This is a genomic window from Thioalkalivibrio sp. HL-Eb18 (genome assembly GCF_000364985.1).
Lineage (GTDB): Bacteria > Pseudomonadota > Gammaproteobacteria > Ectothiorhodospirales > Ectothiorhodospiraceae > Thioalkalivibrio.
Genome location: NZ_KB822966.1, coordinates 16,473 through 30,733 on the forward strand (window position 1 = coordinate 16,473; position 14,261 = coordinate 30,733).

Consider the following 14,261-nt stretch of genomic DNA (forward strand, 5'->3'; position numbering starts at 1 on the left):
GTCGGGCGGGAAAGCCCGAGACTCTAGCAACTGCCCGGGGTTTGGGCAATAACGGCTTTGTGGTAAGTTTGCCGGCCGCATTCCGCATCATCATCGACTGATACAGGATCCTTGCCGATCATGTCTGTAGAAGCTTCCGAAGTTCAGCGCATCGCGCATCTCGCTCGTCTGGCCATGAGCGACGAGCAGGCCCGCGAGTTTGCCGGCGGTCTGAGCGATATTTTCGCCTTCGTCGAGCAGCTCGACGGTGCCCCGATCGAGGGCGTGGAACCCATGGCCCATCCGCTGGATGCCGAACAGCGTCTGCGTTCGGACGCGGTTACTGAACCCGACAATCGCGAGGGTTTTCAGGCGATTGCGCCGGCCGTCGAGGGCGGGCTTTATCTGGTGCCGCGCGTGATCGAGTAAGCCGCGGGCACCGCTGGCCGATTTCGCCGATTTCATCACGCTTTATTCGACAAGAGTTCCCGAAACCATGTCCCAGGAAACCCTGTCCGGCTGGGTGCGCAAGCTTCAGGCCCGCGAGATCAGCTCGCGCGAGCTGACTCAGCTGTATCTGGAGCGGATCGAGCGCCTCGATCCCCAGCTCAACAGCTTTATTACCGTGACCGCCGAGTCCGCGCTGGCGCAGGCTGATGCCGCCGATGCACGTCTGGCCAATGGCGAGCAGACGCCGCTGCTCGGCGTGCCGGTCGCGCAGAAAGACATCTTCTGCACCGAGGGCGTGCGTACCTCCTGCGGCTCGCGCATGCTCGATCCGTTCATCTCGCCCTACAACGCTACCGTCGTCGAGCGCATGAACGCCGCCGGGGCGGTGATGCTGGGCAAGACCAACATGGACGAGTTCGCGATGGGTTCGTCCAACGAGACCAGTTTCTACGGCCCGGTGCGTAACCCCTGGGATACCGAGCGTGTCCCGGGCGGCTCCTCCGGCGGTTCCGCCGCGGCGGTGGGCGCGCGTCTGGTGCCGGGGGCGACCGGGACCGATACCGGCGGCTCGATCCGCCAGCCGGCCGCGTTCTGCGGCATTACCGGGCTCAAGCCGACCTACGGGCGCGTGTCGCGCTACGGCATGATCGCCTTTGCCTCCAGTCTCGACCAGGGTGGGCCGATGGCCGTGACCGCCGAGGACTGCGGTCTGATGCTGAACGCCATGGCCGGTTTCGACGAGCGCGACTCCACCAGCGTCGAGCGCCCGGCCGAGGACTTCACCGCCGGTCTGAACCAGGACCTCACGGGTTTGCGTATCGGCCTGCCCAAGGAGTTCTTCGGCGAGGGCCTGGACGAGAAGGTGCGTGGCGTGATCGACGCGGCCGTCGAGGTGCTCAAGGGCCGCGGTGCCGAGATCCGCGAGGTCAGCCTGCCCTACAGCCACCTGTCGGTGCCGGCCTACTACGTGGTCGCCCCGGCCGAGTGTTCCTCGAACCTCGCCCGCTTCGACGGCGTGCGCTACGGCCACCGCTGCGACAACCCCGAGGATCTGATGGACCTCTATACCCGTTCGCGCGGGGAGGGGTTCGGCGACGAGGTGAAGCGCCGCATCATGGTCGGCACCTACGTGCTGTCCGCCGGCTACTACGACGCCTACTACCTGAAGGCACAGAAGGTCCGGCGCATCATCGCCGACGACTTCCGCAGCGCCTTCGAGGACGTCGACGTCCTGCTCGGCCCGACTACGCCGGAGCTGCCATTCGCGCTGGGCGCCAAGGCCGACCCGGTCAGCATGTACCTGTCGGACATCTACACCATTGCCGCGAACCTCGCGGGCCTGCCAGCGATGTCGCTGCCGGCCGGCGAGATCGACGGCCTGCCGGTGGGGCTGCAGCTGATTGGCAACTATTTCGACGAGGCGCGCCTGCTCGGCGTCGCCCACCAGTACCAGCAAGAAACCGACTGGCACACCCGTGTGCCGGCGGCCTTCGCCTGAGGATCGCCGCATGGAATGGGAAACCGTCATCGGGCTGGAGATTCATGCCCAGCTCAACACCGTCTCCAAGATCTTCTCCGGGGCGCCGACCGCCTACGGCGCCGAGCCCAACCGCCAGGCCTGCGCGGTGGACCTGGGTATGCCTGGCGTGCTGCCGGTGCTGAATCAGGGCGCGGTGGAGAAGGCCGTGATGCTGGGGCTGGCGATCGACGCCGAGATCACCCCCCGCTCGGTGTTCGCGCGTAAAAACTACTTCTACCCGGATCTGCCCAAGGGCTACCAGATCTCGCAGTACGAGCTGCCGATCGTGGGGTTGGGGCATCTGGACATCGAGCTGGAAGACGGCACGACCAAGCGCATCGGCGTGACCCGAGCGCATCTGGAGGAAGATGCCGGAAAGAGCCTGCACGAGGGCTTCGAGTCGATGACCGGAATCGACCTCAACCGTGCCGGTACCCCGCTGATCGAGATCGTCTCCGAGCCGGAACTGCGTTCGGCGAAAGAGGCCGTTGCCTACATGAAGAAGCTGCACTCGCTGGTGCGCTATCTCGATATCTGCGATGGCAATATGCAGGAGGGCAGCTTCCGCTGTGATGCGAACGTCTCGATCCGGCCCAAGGGCCAGACCGAGTTCGGCACCCGCGCGGAGCTGAAGAACCTGAACTCCTTCCGCTTCGTCGAGCGCGCGATCAATCACGAGGTCGAGCGTCAGATCGACGTGATCGAGGGTGGCGGCAGCGTGGTCCAGGAGACCCGCCTGTACGATCCGGATCGCGACGAGACGCGCTCCATGCGCACCAAGGAAGAGGCCAACGACTATCGCTATTTCCCCGATCCGGACCTGCTGCCGGTGGTGGTGGATGCCGCGTTCGTAAACCAGATGCGCGAGCGGTTGCCGGAGCTGCCGGGTGCCAAGCGCGCCCGCTTTGTCGAGCAGTACGGTCTGTCCGACTACGATGCCGGTGTGCTGACCGCTGCACGCGAGATGGGCGACTTCTACGAGGCCGTGGCCGCCGGCTGCGGCGCGCCCAAGCTCGCCGCCAACTGGGTAATGGGCGAGTTCTCCGCGGCGATGAACCGCTCCGAGGTTGAGCTGGCCGACGCCCCGGTGAACGCAGAAGGCCTGGCCGGGCTGCTGGCCCGCATCCAGGACGAGACCATCTCCGGCAAGATCGCCAAGGAGGTCTTCGAGGCGATGTGGAACGGCGAGGGTGATGCTGACACCGTGATCGAGGCCAAGGGGCTCAAGCAGATCACCGATACCGCGGCGATCGATGCGATCATCGACGAGGTGATGGCCAATAATCCGCAGCAGCTGGAACAGTACCGCGGCGGCAAGGACAAGCTGTTCGGCTTTTTTGTCGGCCAGGTGATGAAGGCCACCCAGGGCAAGGCCAACCCGGCCCAGGTGAACGAGCGCCTGAAGGCCAAGCTGGACGGCTGATGCAGGGCTGCGGATTCCATGCGTGAACCCGACACTCTGCACCGCTTCATGCTGGAGGAGGCCGGGGTGCGTGGCGAATGGGTGCACCTGGACGCCGCCTGGCAGGCCCTGCTGGAGCGCCACGAGTATCCGCCAGTGGTGCGCGACCTGCTGGGTCAGGCCTACGCGGCCGTGGCGCTGACCGCCGCCACACTCAAGTTTGATGGCTCGCTGATCTTGCAGGTGACCGGCACCGGTCCGGTGCACATGATCGTGGCCCAGGCCGATGGGCAAGGACGGCTGCGCGGACTGGCCCGCTTTCGCGAAACCCCGCCGGAGGACGCTACGCTGGCTGAATGTGCCGGCGACAACGCCCGGTTGATGCTGACGCTGGATCCGGGCGATGGTGGTGAGCGCTATCAGGGTGTGGTCGAGCTCGAAGGCGAGACCCTGGCGGATGCGATGAATGTCTACTTCGAGCGTTCCGAGCAGCTGCCTACCCGGTTGTGGCTGGCCGCCAATGACCAGTCGGCCGCGGGGATGCTCCTGCAGGCCGTGCCCGGCGAGGGTGGCCATGCGGTCACGCGCGATTCCGAGGCTTGGAACCGCGCGAACATCCTGGCGGAGACGACCACCCCCGAGGAGATGCTGGAGCTGGATGCCGGCACGCTGCTCGGCCGGCTGTTCGCCGAGGAGCGTGTACGTCTGTTCGACGGGACCCCGGTCCAGTTCCACTGCCCCTGCTCGCGCGAACGGGTGTCCGAGACGCTGCGTGGTCTCGGGCAGGACGAGATCCGCGGCATCATCGAGGAGCAGGGCCGGATCGAGGTGACCTGCGAGTTCTGCAACGCGCAGTATCACTATGACCCGGTGGATGCCGAGGCCCTCTGCGCTACCCAGACATTCCAGCCGCCGACGCCCGATACGCGCCAGTAACCGCTCGCGAAACAATCGGGAGCGGAATCTTCCCGCCGAGTGGCGGTCTTTGCTATAGAGATAGATAGGCTATGGCACTGGCGGGGGCTGGTCATGTATTCCCGGCATACCGAGATTCCCACCCTGGATACCCGGCCCGGATGGCAGGTCGAGGCCCGCTATTACAATCAGGCGGCCCTGGCCCTGCGGCGGCTGGGCCCCGAGATCCGACTGCCCTTGCCGATCCTGAAACACCTGGATCTGATCCTGCAGCCGGATGCCTGGGTTGTCGTGGATCGTGTGCTCAACGACATGCCGGTGGTAGCCTGGACGGCCTTTCGCGCCGCCCGCCGTCATAACCTGCATCGCCCGGTGGCCTGCGAGCTGCGCCTTTATCATTCCATGGCGACCATGGTCACCAATCGCGCCCTGGCCTGCATGGCCGACCGTCTGACCGTTGCCCTGGCCCAGGAGGATCAGCGTATCCCCCGTGGCCAGGTGATCGCCTTCCGATCCCGTTCCAGCGCCTGACTCAGGCCGGACGCTGGCCGCAGACCGGGCAGTCCGGGTCGCGGCGCAGACGAATCTCGCGAAACTGCATGTTGGTCGCATCGACGATCAGTAGCCGACCACTCAGGGTCGGGAGCCCGATCAGCAGCTTCAATGCCTCGGTGGCCTGCAGGCTGCCAATGACGCCCGGGAGGCTGGCCAGCACCCCATTGGCCGCGCAGGTGTCCTCGTCCCCGCCGCCCTCGCCATACAGGCAGTGGTAGCAGGCGGCCTCGGGGTCGCGGTAATCGAAGGTGGTGAGCTGTCCCTCGAAGCGGATCACCGCGCCGGAGACCAGCGGTGTACCGCTGGCAATGGCGGCGCGGTTGATGGCGCCCCGACTGGCGAAGTTGTCGGTGCCGTCCAGCACGACATCGGCCTGCGCGAACAGGGTGGTCATGGCCGCCACATCCAGGCGTTCGGCGCGGGTCTCGACCCGGCAGTTCGGATTCATCGCCGCCAGGCGCCGCTTCGCGGACTCCACCTTGTCGTGGCCGATGTCCGCGTCGGTGTGCAGGATCTGCCGCTGCAGGTTCGTGACCTCGACATGGTCCGGGTCGACGAGTGTGAGCCGTCCGACCCCGGCGGCCGCGAGATAGGCCGCGACCGGCGAACCCAGCCCGCCCAGGCCCATGATGACCGCATGTGCCTCCTGCAGGCGCTGCTGCCCCTCGACCCCGACACCGGGCAGCATGATCTGGCGGCTGTAGCGCAGCAGTTCCGGGTCATCCACGGGGCGTTCTCCAGTGTGAATCGGGTCAAGGCTTGGTCATGTAGTCCGGAAAAGTGTAACCGGGGTCACGCTCCTCGGGTGGCTCGGTTAGGAACCGTTCAGGAAGCGTCCGTAATCTGGACCGTGGCAATTCTGCCAGTTGCGCAGTTCAAGGAGGTACACGATGAAACGCATGATGATCGCCCTGGCGCCGGCGGCGTTGCTGGCGTTTGCCCTGACGGCCCCGGCGCATGCGGCCCAGCCGGTCTCCGGCTTTGTGCACACCGGTGCCGCAGCGTTCGACCCTGATGCCCTGCAGCATGTGCATCATCGTCCGGGCCACTATGGTGGCCCGCCGCATGCCCGCAGCCACCCTGGCTATCGCGGCCACAAGTATTCCAAACGCTCGCATAACCGTGGGCGGGGCCATAAGCGGGGGCACTATTACAGCTACCAGGAGCACCATCATCACCACTATCACAGCCGCCCGCGGCACCGCTCGCCCAGCGGCTCGATGAACCTGCACCTGCATCTGCCGTTCTAGGCATTGCCCGCATCACACGGTTGGCCCCGGCGTTCGCGCCGGGGCTTTTTTATGCGTGTACCCCAATCGTGATGCGCTCGTGTCCGGCGGGGTCACGCAAACTCTGCACCTCGCGATAGCCCTCCTGCTCCATGCGGACCCGAACGTCGCGGGCCTGATCGAACCCGTGCTCCAGCAGCAGCGGGGCGCCCGGGAGCAGGTGGGTGAGTGCGGTATCGATGATGGTGTACAGGTCGCCAAGCCCGGCTTCCGGCGCGGCCAGCGCCTCCCGCGGCTCGAAGCGCAGGTCGCCGCGGGTCAGGTGGGGGTCGTCCGGCGCGATGTAGGGCGGGTTGCTGACGATCACGTCGAAGGCGTCGCTGGGCTTGAACGGGTCGAGCCACGTCCCCTGCAGGAAGGCCACGTCCAGTCCCAGGGCGTCGGCGTTGGCGCGGGCCTGGCGCAGGGCGTCCGGGCTGCGGTCGGTGGCGACGGCCTCAATGGCCGGGCGTTCCGCCTTCAGCGCAAGGATGATCGCGCCGCTGCCGGTGCCCAGATCCAGTACCCGGGGATGCGCTCGCTCGCAGGCGTCAATGGCCGCGATTGCCCGTTCCACCAGCAGTTCGGTCTCCGGGCGCGGGATCAGGCAGGCGGGGGAGATCCCGAGATCGAGGGTCCAGAAGGCGCGACGGCCGAGGATGTGGGCGATCGGCTCGCCCGTCTCACGGCGTCTGCACAGGGCGTCGGCGCGTTCGCGCTGCGACGCGGTGGGTGCCTCAAGTCCGCGGGCGATCAGGGCGCTGGTGTCGAGGCCGGTCGCCGCGCCAAGCAGCAGGCGGGCCTCGAGCCCCGGTTCTTCCGATCCGGCTGCCTGCAGACGGTCGCGCAACTCGCGCAGCAGGGCGTCCAGCGTGGTGGTCACTCCGGATCAGCCCTCGGACAGGGTGGCGAGCTGCTCGGCCTGGTATTCGTGGATCAGCGGGTCGATCACCGGGTCGAGGTCGCCGGCCATCACCTGTTCGAGCTTGTAGAGGGTCAGGTTGATGCGGTGGTCGGTCACGCGGCCCTGTGGGAAGTTGTAGGTGCGGATGCGCTCGGAGCGGTCGCCGCTGCCGACCAGGCTCTTGCGCTCGGCGCTCTGCGCGGCGGCCTGGGCCTCGCGCTCGGCCTCGAACAGACGGGCGGCGAGGTAGGTCATCGCCTTGGCGCGGTTCTTGTGCTGCGAGCGTTCTTCCTGACACTCGACCACGATGCCGGTCGGCAGGTGAGTCAGGCGGACCGCGGAGTCGGTCTTGTTGACATGCTGGCCACCGGCCCCGGAGGCGCGGAAGGTGTCCACGCGCAGGTCGGCCGGGTTGATATCCGGCATCTCGACCTCGTCCAGCTCCGGCAGGATGGCCACGGTGGCGGCCGAGGTGTGGATGCGGCCCTGGGATTCGGTCTCGGGGACGCGCTGCACGCGATGGGCGCCGGATTCGAACTTGAGCCGCGAGTACGCGCCCTGGCCCGCCAGGCGCGCGATCACCTCGCGGTAGCCGCCGTGTTCGCCCTCGCTGGCGCTGAGGATCTCCAGCTTCCAGTTCTGCTGCTCGGCGTAGCGGGTGTACATGCGCAGCAGATCGCCAGCGAAGATCGCGGCCTCGTCGCCGCCGGTGCCGGCGCGGATCTCGAGGAACACGTTGGCCTTGTCGTGTGGATCCTTCGGGATCAGGTGGCGGTAGAGTTCGGCCTCCAGGGCCTCGGTCTGCTCGGTCAGGGATTCGATCTCGGCCTCGGCCATTGCGCGCAGCTCGGGGTCATCCTCCGCGAGCATCGCGCGGGCCTCTTCCAGCGCGGCCTGGTTGTCGTGCCAGGCCTTCCAGGCTTCGGCGACGGGCTCGAGCTGGCTGTATTCCTGTGACAGCCGGCGCAGTTGATCGGCGTCTTCGGCGGCGTCCGGGGTGGCCAGCAGTTGTGCGATCTCGGCATGACGCTCGGCCAGGCCCTCGAGCTTGGTGCGGAACGAGGCCTTCACGAACGGGAGCCGGATTCGGGGTCGTGGCCGGGGTCGTCTTCCGGGCTGGGCAGCTGGAACAGCCGGTGGGCGGCATCGAGCAGGCGCGCGTCGCCCTCGTGGGCGGCGGTGTTCAGCGACTTGCAGGGGGCGTGCATCAGTTTGTTGGTCAGGCTGTGGGCCAGCAGTTGCATGGCCTCCTCCGGCGACTTGCCGGCGCGCAGCATCGCCTCGGCCCTGGCCAGGGATTCGGCCTTCACGGCCTCGGCGCGCTGACGCAGCTGGCGGATGCTGTCCACGGAGTCGCGGGCGCGCAGCCAGCGCATGAATTCGCTGGCGCGCTGGGTAATGATCTCCTCGGCCTGTGCGGCGGCGGCCTGGCGCGAGGCCATGTTCTCGTCGATCACCTCCTGGAGGTCGTCCACCGTATAGAGGTAGACGTCCTCGAGCTGGCCGACCTCGGGTTCGATGTCCCGCGGGACGGCGATGTCGACCATGAAGATCGGTTTGTGCCGGCGCTTGCGCAGGGCGCGTTCCACCGCCCCCTTGCCGAGGATCGGCAGCGGCGCGGCGGTCGACGAGATCACGATGTCGGCCTCGGCCAGGCGATCCGGCAGCTGGTTCAGGCTGATCGCCTCGCCGTCGAAGCGTTCGGCTACGGCCTGGGCGCGCTCCTCGGTGCGGTTGGCCACGATCACCTGGCCGATCCCGTGGCCGGACAGGTGCTGCAGCGCCAGTTCGATCGTCTCCCCGGCCCCGATCACCAGTGCGGTAAGCGGCTTCAGGTCGCCGAAGATCTGGCGCGCCAGCGAGACCGCGGCAAAGGCCACGGAGACGGCGCTCTGGCCGATCGCGGTCTGCGTGCGCACGTCTTTCGCGGTGGCAAAGGCATGCTGGAACAGGCGCTCCAGCGAGCGGCCCAGCGTGCCGGCGTCGTGGGCATGCTGGTAAGCCGTTTTCATCTGCCCGAGAATCTGGGGCTCGCCGAGGACCAATGAATCCAGTCCGCTCGCCACGCGCAGGGTGTGGCGTACCGCGGAGCCGTCGTGGTGCAGGTACAGGTAGGGTCTGAGCTCGTCGCGGTCGATGCCGTGGTAGCCGCCCAGCCAGTCGAGTACGCGGTGTTCCGACTGCTTGCCGCCCTCGCGGAAGTACACCTCGGTGCGGTTGCAGGTCGACAGGATCGCGGTTTCCGGCAACAGCACACCCGAGCGCAGCGAGTGCAGGGCCTCGCCGAGCTGGTTTTCGTTTACCGACAGCCGTTCGCGGATCGCGACCGGGGCGGTCTTGTGATTGATACCAAGAGTGAACAGCATGCTGACGCTATTGTGCCGCAAATGCCCGGAAAAGGCCCCCGAAACATACAAGTCGCCGAGGGAGAAGTGCATTCCCTCGGTGGTGGGTGCGTAGTGTACTGGCCCGTGCCGTCCGTTACAGTGTCCAGCCGGTGTGCCGCTCGGTTGCCAGTTTGGAACCGTGGCACGGGATGGGCGTCCCATTAGTGATGCAACTAAGTGATGCACTTATCCGAGTCTCCCCTGAATGCAACGGAGTAATCCGATCGGACCCGAAATGATTCGACCCCTTTTTGTGGCACTGGCCGCGCTCGTGCTGGTGGGCTGCGCCCACATGCCCCTGGGCGCCTCGGAGGGCGAGGCCCTGGAGACGGATCGCCCCGTGATCCTCCCGATCATGCCGGCGCAGGACCCGGAAGCGGCCCTGATGCTGGGGGTGCTGGTCGGCGAGATCGCCGTGCGCTCCGGGCAGTACGAAGAGGCCGCGCGCTACTACGGCGCCGCGGCCCTGCTCAGCGACGACCCGGCCATCGCCGAACGGGCCACCCGCATTGCGCTGTTCGCCCGGGATCGCAACCAGGCCCTGCAGTCTTCCGAGCGCTGGCGCCAGCTGGCACCGGAGAGCCTGGATGCCCTGCAGTTGTCCACGGTGCTGCGTCTGGACCTCGGGCAGCCGGATCCGGCTGCCGAGCAAATGGGAACGGTGATCGACCTGCAGGCCGTGCAGGGTGGAGACCCCTACGCGGCGCTTGGCGCGGTTGTCGGGCAGACACACAACCGCGAGGCCGCGCTGGAGGCCCTGGAAAAGCTGACGGATCAGCGTCAGGACGACGTTGGTGTGCATCGCGTATTTGCCGAGGCGGCACTGCGCTTCGCGCCCGGCGATCCGGCACTGGAGGCGACCGCGCGGGGTGTGGAGCGCTTCCCGGAATCCGTGTCTTTGCGGCTGCTGCGCGCCCGCGCCCTGGACGAGGCGGGGCAGTCCGACGAGGCGCTGGAGGAGCTGCGCGCGACGGTGGCCAACCACCCGGAGAGCCGCGAGGCCCGTTTTGGCTATGCCCGTATGCTGGCGGAGCACGATGATCGCGAGATGGCGCGTGAGGAGATGGACCGCCTGGTCGAGCAGGACCCGGAGGATGTGCAGCTGCTGCTGGCCCTGGCACTGATGAACCTCGAGGCCGAACAACTGGGGCCGGCCCGGACCTATCTGGAGCGTCTGGACGCCCTGGGCGAGCGCGAGGACGACATTGCCTACTACCTGGGGCGGCTGCACGAGATGGAAGACGACCCGGAAGGCGCGCGCCAGGCCTACGAGCGGGTCGGGGGTGGCGGCCACGCCGATGATGCCCGCCTGCGCGCGGCGCGCATGACGCTGGAGATCGAGGGCGAGTCGGCCGCGCGCGAGCGCTTCGAGCAGATGCAGCAGGGTCCGGATACCGAGCTTGCCCGACGTGCCTATGTTGGCGAGGCGAACCTGCTGCGTGAAAAGGGCGAGTACACGGCGGCGCGCGAACGCCTGAATCGGGGACTGGTGCAGTTCCCCGGCGATACCCGGTTGCTGTACATGCGCGGCCTGGTGCACGAGCGCCAGGATGACATCGAGGCCGCCGAGGCGGATTTTCGCGCGATCCTGGACAACGATCCGGAGAACGTCGCCGCGCTGAATGCGCTGGGCTATACGCTGGCGGACCGCACCGACCGCTACGAGGAAGCGCTGGACCTGATCGAACGGGCCTACGCGCAGGAGCCCGACGACGCAGCGATCATCGACAGCTACGGCTGGGTCCTCTATCGCCTCGGGCGGCTGGACGAGGCCGAGGACTTCCTGCGTCGCGCCTACGATCTCTCCGACGACGGCGAGATCGCGAGCAACCTCGCTGTGGTGCTCTGGGAGCGGGGCGAACGCGACGAGGCACGCTCCATTCTGGAGGCGGCGCTGGAGCGCGAGCCGGATCACGAGCGCCTGCTGCGGGTGCGTGACGAACTCCTCGAGTGATGTTGTCTGGATCCCCAGAGTCCCGTGCGCCCTCGTGGGCGGGAGTGACCCGCTGGGTGTCGGGTGTCGTCGTGGCGCTGGTGCTGATCGGTTGTGCGGCCCCAATGCCCCGTACTGAAGATCCCGCTGCACGGCAGGCCTTCGACGAGCGCGCCGAGGTCGTGAAAGCCTTTGACGAGTGGCGCCTGGCGGCCCGTCTGGGGCTCTCCACCGAGACGGAGTACTGGTCCGCGCAGCTGAACTGGCGCGTGCAGCAGGAGCGCCATGTCCTCGACCTGTCCGGCCCGATGGGGCGCGGGGGTGGCCGCCTGACGCTGGCCCCGGATCAACCCGCGGTGCTGGTGACACGGGCCGGCGAGCAGTATCAGGCCGAGGACCCGGATGCCCTGGTCGCCTACCTGACGAACGAGTCGATACCGGTGTCCGGCATGCGCTACTGGGTGCGAGGTCTGCTCGCGCCGGGCGCCGATTACGATCTCGAGACGGACGAGGACGGCTTGCCCCGGCGCATCGAGCAGTCCGGCTGGGTGATCGAGTTCGGCGAGTTCGATGAGGTTGACGGCATGGCGCTGCCGGTGCGCATGGACCTCGAGCGCGAGGGCGTGGAACTGCGCGTGCGAATCGCCAACTGGCACATGGCGACGCGATGAACGGCGATTTCGATGTGGCCTTCCCTGCGCCGGCCAAGATCAACCGATTTCTGCATATCACGGGGCGCCGTCCCGATGGTTACCATGAGCTGCAGAGCGTGTTTCAGTTCGTCGGGCTGGCGGATTCGCTGCGTTTCGAACCGCTGGAGCGGGGGCGATTCGAAATGTCGACCGAGGGAGTCGACGGGGACAACAACCTGTGCCTCCGTGCCGCGCGGGCGCTGGCGGATGCCGCCGGTTCACCGTTTGGCGTGCGGGTGCACCTCGATAAATGCATCCCGATCGGGGGCGGCCTGGGTGGGGGCAGCTCCGATGCCGCGACCACGCTGGTGGCACTGAACCATCTGTTCGACCTCGGGCGGTCGGAGGATGAGCTGGCCGCGATCGGATTGGGACTGGGGGCCGATGTGCCGGTGTTTGTGCGTGGACGGGCGGCCTGGGCCGAAGGTGTCGGGGATCGCCTGGTGCCGGTGGAGCCGGATCTGGCCTGGCTGCTGCTGCTGGACCCCGGGGTTTCGGTGGCCACTGGCCCCATGTTTGGCGCGGCGGAATTGACACGCGACTGTCCCGCCGAGACAATTTCGCCCGAAATCGATACCGCGCGCTTTCGCAATGTCTTCGAGCCGCTGGTTCGCCGGCAGTACCCCGCCATTGGCGAGGCGCTGGACTGGATGGGCGGGCAAACGGAGCGCGCGCGGCTGAGCGGCACCGGGGGCTGTATTTTCGGGATGTTCCCGAACGAGGCCGCCGCCCGCCAGGCGCAGGCCGCACAGCCCAGACCGTGGCGGAGCTGGGTGGCGCCGCTGACGAACGTGTCACCCCTGCGGCAGTGGCTCCCGGGCAGCGCCGCCGAGGGTGATGGTGCCGAGCAATGAGTCATTGGGCCGTAGCCAAGCGGTAAGGCAACGGGTTTTGATCCCGTCATGCGCAGGTTCGACCCGAGCGGCGCAGCCGCGAGAGCACGCCACCGCAGGTGGCGCCCGAAGGGTGGCGGGCAGCGCCATCATCCTGCCGGCCCGGATCGGCGGCAGCCGATCCGCCATGGGTTCCGGAAGCGGGACCCGGGCAGGGTCGAGGCAGGCAACAACGAGCAATTGGGCCGTAGCCAAGCGGTAAGGCAACGGGTTTTGATCCCGTCATGCGCAGGTTCGAATCCTGCCGGCCCAGCCATACAACGCGGGTGGTGATGCTGGATATCGCCACCGCGCCATACACCACAGGTCCCGGCACCACGCCGGGGTCTATTTTGGAGCCAGGTGGCCAGTTCACCCGCTCCGCACCACCCAGACCGGAAAAAACCGTGGTCGACAAGAGCCGAATGATGGTCTTCGCGGGGAACGCGAACCCCCGCCTGGCACAGAGCGTTGCCGAGCACCTGGGCCTGCCGATGGGCAAGGCGATTGTGGGCCGCTTCAGTGACGGCGAGGTGCAGGTCGAGATCCTGGAGAACGTGCGCGGTCGCGACGTGTTCCTGATCCAGCCGACCGGGCAACCGACCAACGAGAACATCATGGAGCTGGTCATCATGGTGGACGCGCTGCGACGCGCCTCGGCTGGCCGCATTACCACCGTGATCCCGTATTTCGGCTATGCCCGCCAGGACCGCCGGGTGCGCTCGGCGCGGGTGCCGATCTCGGCCAAGGTGGTCGCGAACATGATCGAGGCGGTCGGCGCGGACCGCGTGTTGACTATCGATGTGCACGCGGATCAGGTGCAGGGTTTCTTCAACGTCCCGGTGGATAACATCTACGCCTCACCGGTGCTGCTGGGCGATGTCTGGCGGCATGTCTCCGGCAATTTGACCGTGGTTTCGCCGGACGTTGGCGGTGTCGTGCGTGCCCGCGCGATTGCCAAGCGTCTGGATGACGCCGATCTGGCGATCATCGACAAGCGCCGTCCGCGTGCGAACGAGTCCGAGGTGATGCATATCATCGGTGATGTGCGCGACAAGTCCTGCATCATCATCGACGACCTGGTGGATACTGCCGGCACGCTGTGTCAGGCGGCCAAGGCCCTGAAGGCGCACGGTGCAGCGTCGGTGAGCGCCTATGCCACGCACCCCGTGCTTTCTGGTGCGGCAATTGATAACATTAACGGTTCGGCGCTGGACGAGCTGGTGGTGACCGACACCCTGGCCCTGCAGCCGAATGCCCAGGCTTGTGCGAAGATCCGGCAGCTGTCGGTCGCGGAGATGCTGGCCGAGACCATTCGCCGGATCAATCGCGAGGAGTCGGTCAGTTCGCTGTTTGTAGATTGACGCGTTGTAGACTGACGCGCA

The 14,261-nt window shown here is 67.1% G+C and carries 14 protein-coding genes and 1 tRNA gene; 11 read left to right on the plus strand and 4 right to left on the minus strand.

Features of this window, described 5'->3' with window-relative positions; translation table 11 throughout:
• Positions 1 to 120: 120 nt before the first annotated feature.
• The 5 genes from gatC (at position 121) to F813_RS0106640 (ending at position 4,796) form a co-directional block, all read left to right on the plus strand.
• Entirely contained in the window at positions 121 to 408 is a 288-nt protein-coding gene (gene gatC / locus F813_RS0106620; RefSeq protein WP_012981745.1) for an Asp-tRNA(Asn)/Glu-tRNA(Gln) amidotransferase subunit GatC, read from the plus strand.
• Positions 409 to 475: 67 nt separating this feature from the next.
• The gene (gatA, locus tag F813_RS0106625) at positions 476 to 1,927 is read left to right on the plus strand and encodes an Asp-tRNA(Asn)/Glu-tRNA(Gln) amidotransferase subunit GatA (protein ID WP_012981746.1); all 1,452 of its coding nucleotides are present in this window, start codon (positions 476 to 478) and stop codon (positions 1,925 to 1,927) included.
• A 10-nt stretch (positions 1,928 to 1,937) separates the two neighbouring features.
• Positions 1,938 to 3,371: an Asp-tRNA(Asn)/Glu-tRNA(Gln) amidotransferase subunit GatB gene (gene gatB / locus F813_RS0106630; RefSeq protein WP_012981747.1), complete on the plus strand. Its 1,434-nt coding sequence runs from the start codon at positions 1,938 to 1,940 to the stop codon at positions 3,369 to 3,371.
• A gap of 18 nt (positions 3,372 to 3,389) precedes the next feature.
• A complete protein-coding gene (gene hslO / locus F813_RS0106635; protein ID WP_017925982.1) occupies positions 3,390 to 4,286 on the plus strand; it encodes an Hsp33 family molecular chaperone HslO in 897 nt (298 codons plus the stop codon).
• A gap of 93 nt (positions 4,287 to 4,379) precedes the next feature.
• Positions 4,380 to 4,796 (plus strand): hypothetical protein, encoded by a 417-nt coding sequence (locus F813_RS0106640; RefSeq protein WP_017925983.1) that lies wholly within the window; start codon positions 4,380 to 4,382, stop codon positions 4,794 to 4,796.
• A 1-nt stretch (position 4,797) separates the two neighbouring features.
• Here F813_RS0106640 and F813_RS0106645 read toward each other — a convergent pair whose 3' ends face one another.
• Positions 4,798 to 5,547 carry a molybdopterin-synthase adenylyltransferase MoeB gene (locus tag F813_RS0106645; protein WP_017925984.1) on the minus strand — a complete coding sequence of 250 codons (750 nt, stop codon included), beginning with the start codon at positions 5,545 to 5,547 and terminating at the stop codon, positions 4,798 to 4,800.
• 163 nt (positions 5,548 to 5,710) lie between these two features.
• On the opposite strand from F813_RS0106645, the gene F813_RS0106650 reads away from it, so the two are divergent.
• On the plus strand, positions 5,711 to 6,070 hold the full coding sequence (locus F813_RS0106650) for a hypothetical protein (RefSeq protein WP_012981751.1): 360 nt from the start codon (positions 5,711 to 5,713) through the stop codon (positions 6,068 to 6,070).
• A gap of 49 nt (positions 6,071 to 6,119) precedes the next feature.
• Here F813_RS0106650 and prmC read toward each other — a convergent pair whose 3' ends face one another.
• From prmC to hemA, 3 genes are read right to left on the minus strand one after another with little or no spacing between them, the layout of a single operon-like run.
• The gene (gene prmC / locus F813_RS0106655) at positions 6,120 to 6,971 is read right to left on the minus strand and encodes a peptide chain release factor N(5)-glutamine methyltransferase (protein ID WP_017925985.1); all 852 of its coding nucleotides are present in this window, start codon (positions 6,969 to 6,971) and stop codon (positions 6,120 to 6,122) included.
• 6 nt (positions 6,972 to 6,977) lie between these two features.
• The gene (gene prfA / locus F813_RS0106660; protein ID WP_017925986.1) at positions 6,978 to 8,063 is read right to left on the minus strand and encodes a peptide chain release factor 1; all 1,086 of its coding nucleotides are present in this window, start codon (positions 8,061 to 8,063) and stop codon (positions 6,978 to 6,980) included.
• The gene (gene hemA, locus F813_RS0106665) at positions 8,060 to 9,358 is read right to left on the minus strand and encodes a glutamyl-tRNA reductase (protein ID WP_026148171.1); all 1,299 of its coding nucleotides are present in this window, start codon (positions 9,356 to 9,358) and stop codon (positions 8,060 to 8,062) included. The genes prfA and hemA overlap by 4 nt, the downstream gene beginning before the upstream one ends.
• Before the next feature lie 256 nt (positions 9,359 to 9,614).
• On the opposite strand from hemA, the gene F813_RS0106670 reads away from it, so the two are divergent.
• The 5 genes from F813_RS0106670 to F813_RS0106690 all read left to right on the plus strand — a co-directional run bounded on the left by F813_RS0106670 (position 9,615) and on the right by F813_RS0106690 (position 14,240).
• Positions 9,615 to 11,333 (plus strand): tetratricopeptide repeat protein, encoded by a 1,719-nt coding sequence (locus tag F813_RS0106670; protein ID WP_017925988.1) that lies wholly within the window; start codon positions 9,615 to 9,617, stop codon positions 11,331 to 11,333.
• 44 nt (positions 11,334 to 11,377) lie between these two features.
• Entirely contained in the window at positions 11,378 to 11,983 is a 606-nt protein-coding gene (gene lolB / locus F813_RS0106675; RefSeq protein ID WP_017925989.1) for a lipoprotein insertase outer membrane protein LolB, read from the plus strand.
• The gene (ispE, locus tag F813_RS0106680) at positions 11,980 to 12,858 is read left to right on the plus strand and encodes a 4-(cytidine 5'-diphospho)-2-C-methyl-D-erythritol kinase (RefSeq protein ID WP_017925990.1); all 879 of its coding nucleotides are present in this window, start codon (positions 11,980 to 11,982) and stop codon (positions 12,856 to 12,858) included. Before lolB ends, ispE begins: the two co-directional genes overlap by 4 nt.
• A gap of 220 nt (positions 12,859 to 13,078) precedes the next feature.
• A tRNA-Gln gene (locus tag F813_RS0106685) sits at positions 13,079 to 13,153 on the plus strand.
• A gap of 130 nt (positions 13,154 to 13,283) precedes the next feature.
• The gene (locus F813_RS0106690) at positions 13,284 to 14,240 is read left to right on the plus strand and encodes a ribose-phosphate diphosphokinase (RefSeq protein ID WP_026148173.1); all 957 of its coding nucleotides are present in this window, start codon (positions 13,284 to 13,286) and stop codon (positions 14,238 to 14,240) included.
• Positions 14,241 to 14,261 lie beyond the last annotated feature (21 nt).

What these genes read in the sequence shown, in the direction of transcription:
- gatB (WP_012981747.1), top strand. Translation starts at nt 1,938, where the DNA reads ATGGAATGGGAAACCGTCATCGGGCTGGAGATTCATGCCCAGCTCAAC.
- hemA (WP_026148171.1), bottom strand. Translation starts at nt 9,358, where the DNA reads ATGCTGTTCACTCTTGGTATCAATCACAAGACCGCCCCGGTCGCGATC.
- F813_RS0106670 (WP_017925988.1), top strand. Translation starts at nt 9,615, where the DNA reads ATGATTCGACCCCTTTTTGTGGCACTGGCCGCGCTCGTGCTGGTGGGC.
- gatA (WP_012981746.1), top strand. Translation starts at nt 476, where the DNA reads ATGTCCCAGGAAACCCTGTCCGGCTGGGTGCGCAAGCTTCAGGCCCGC.
- ispE (WP_017925990.1), top strand. Translation starts at nt 11,980, where the DNA reads ATGAACGGCGATTTCGATGTGGCCTTCCCTGCGCCGGCCAAGATCAAC.
- F813_RS0106650 (WP_012981751.1), top strand. Translation starts at nt 5,711, where the DNA reads ATGAAACGCATGATGATCGCCCTGGCGCCGGCGGCGTTGCTGGCGTTT.
- F813_RS0106640 (WP_017925983.1), top strand. Translation starts at nt 4,380, where the DNA reads ATGTATTCCCGGCATACCGAGATTCCCACCCTGGATACCCGGCCCGGA.
- gatC (WP_012981745.1), top strand. Translation starts at nt 121, where the DNA reads ATGTCTGTAGAAGCTTCCGAAGTTCAGCGCATCGCGCATCTCGCTCGT.
- hslO (WP_017925982.1), top strand. Translation starts at nt 3,390, where the DNA reads ATGCGTGAACCCGACACTCTGCACCGCTTCATGCTGGAGGAGGCCGGG.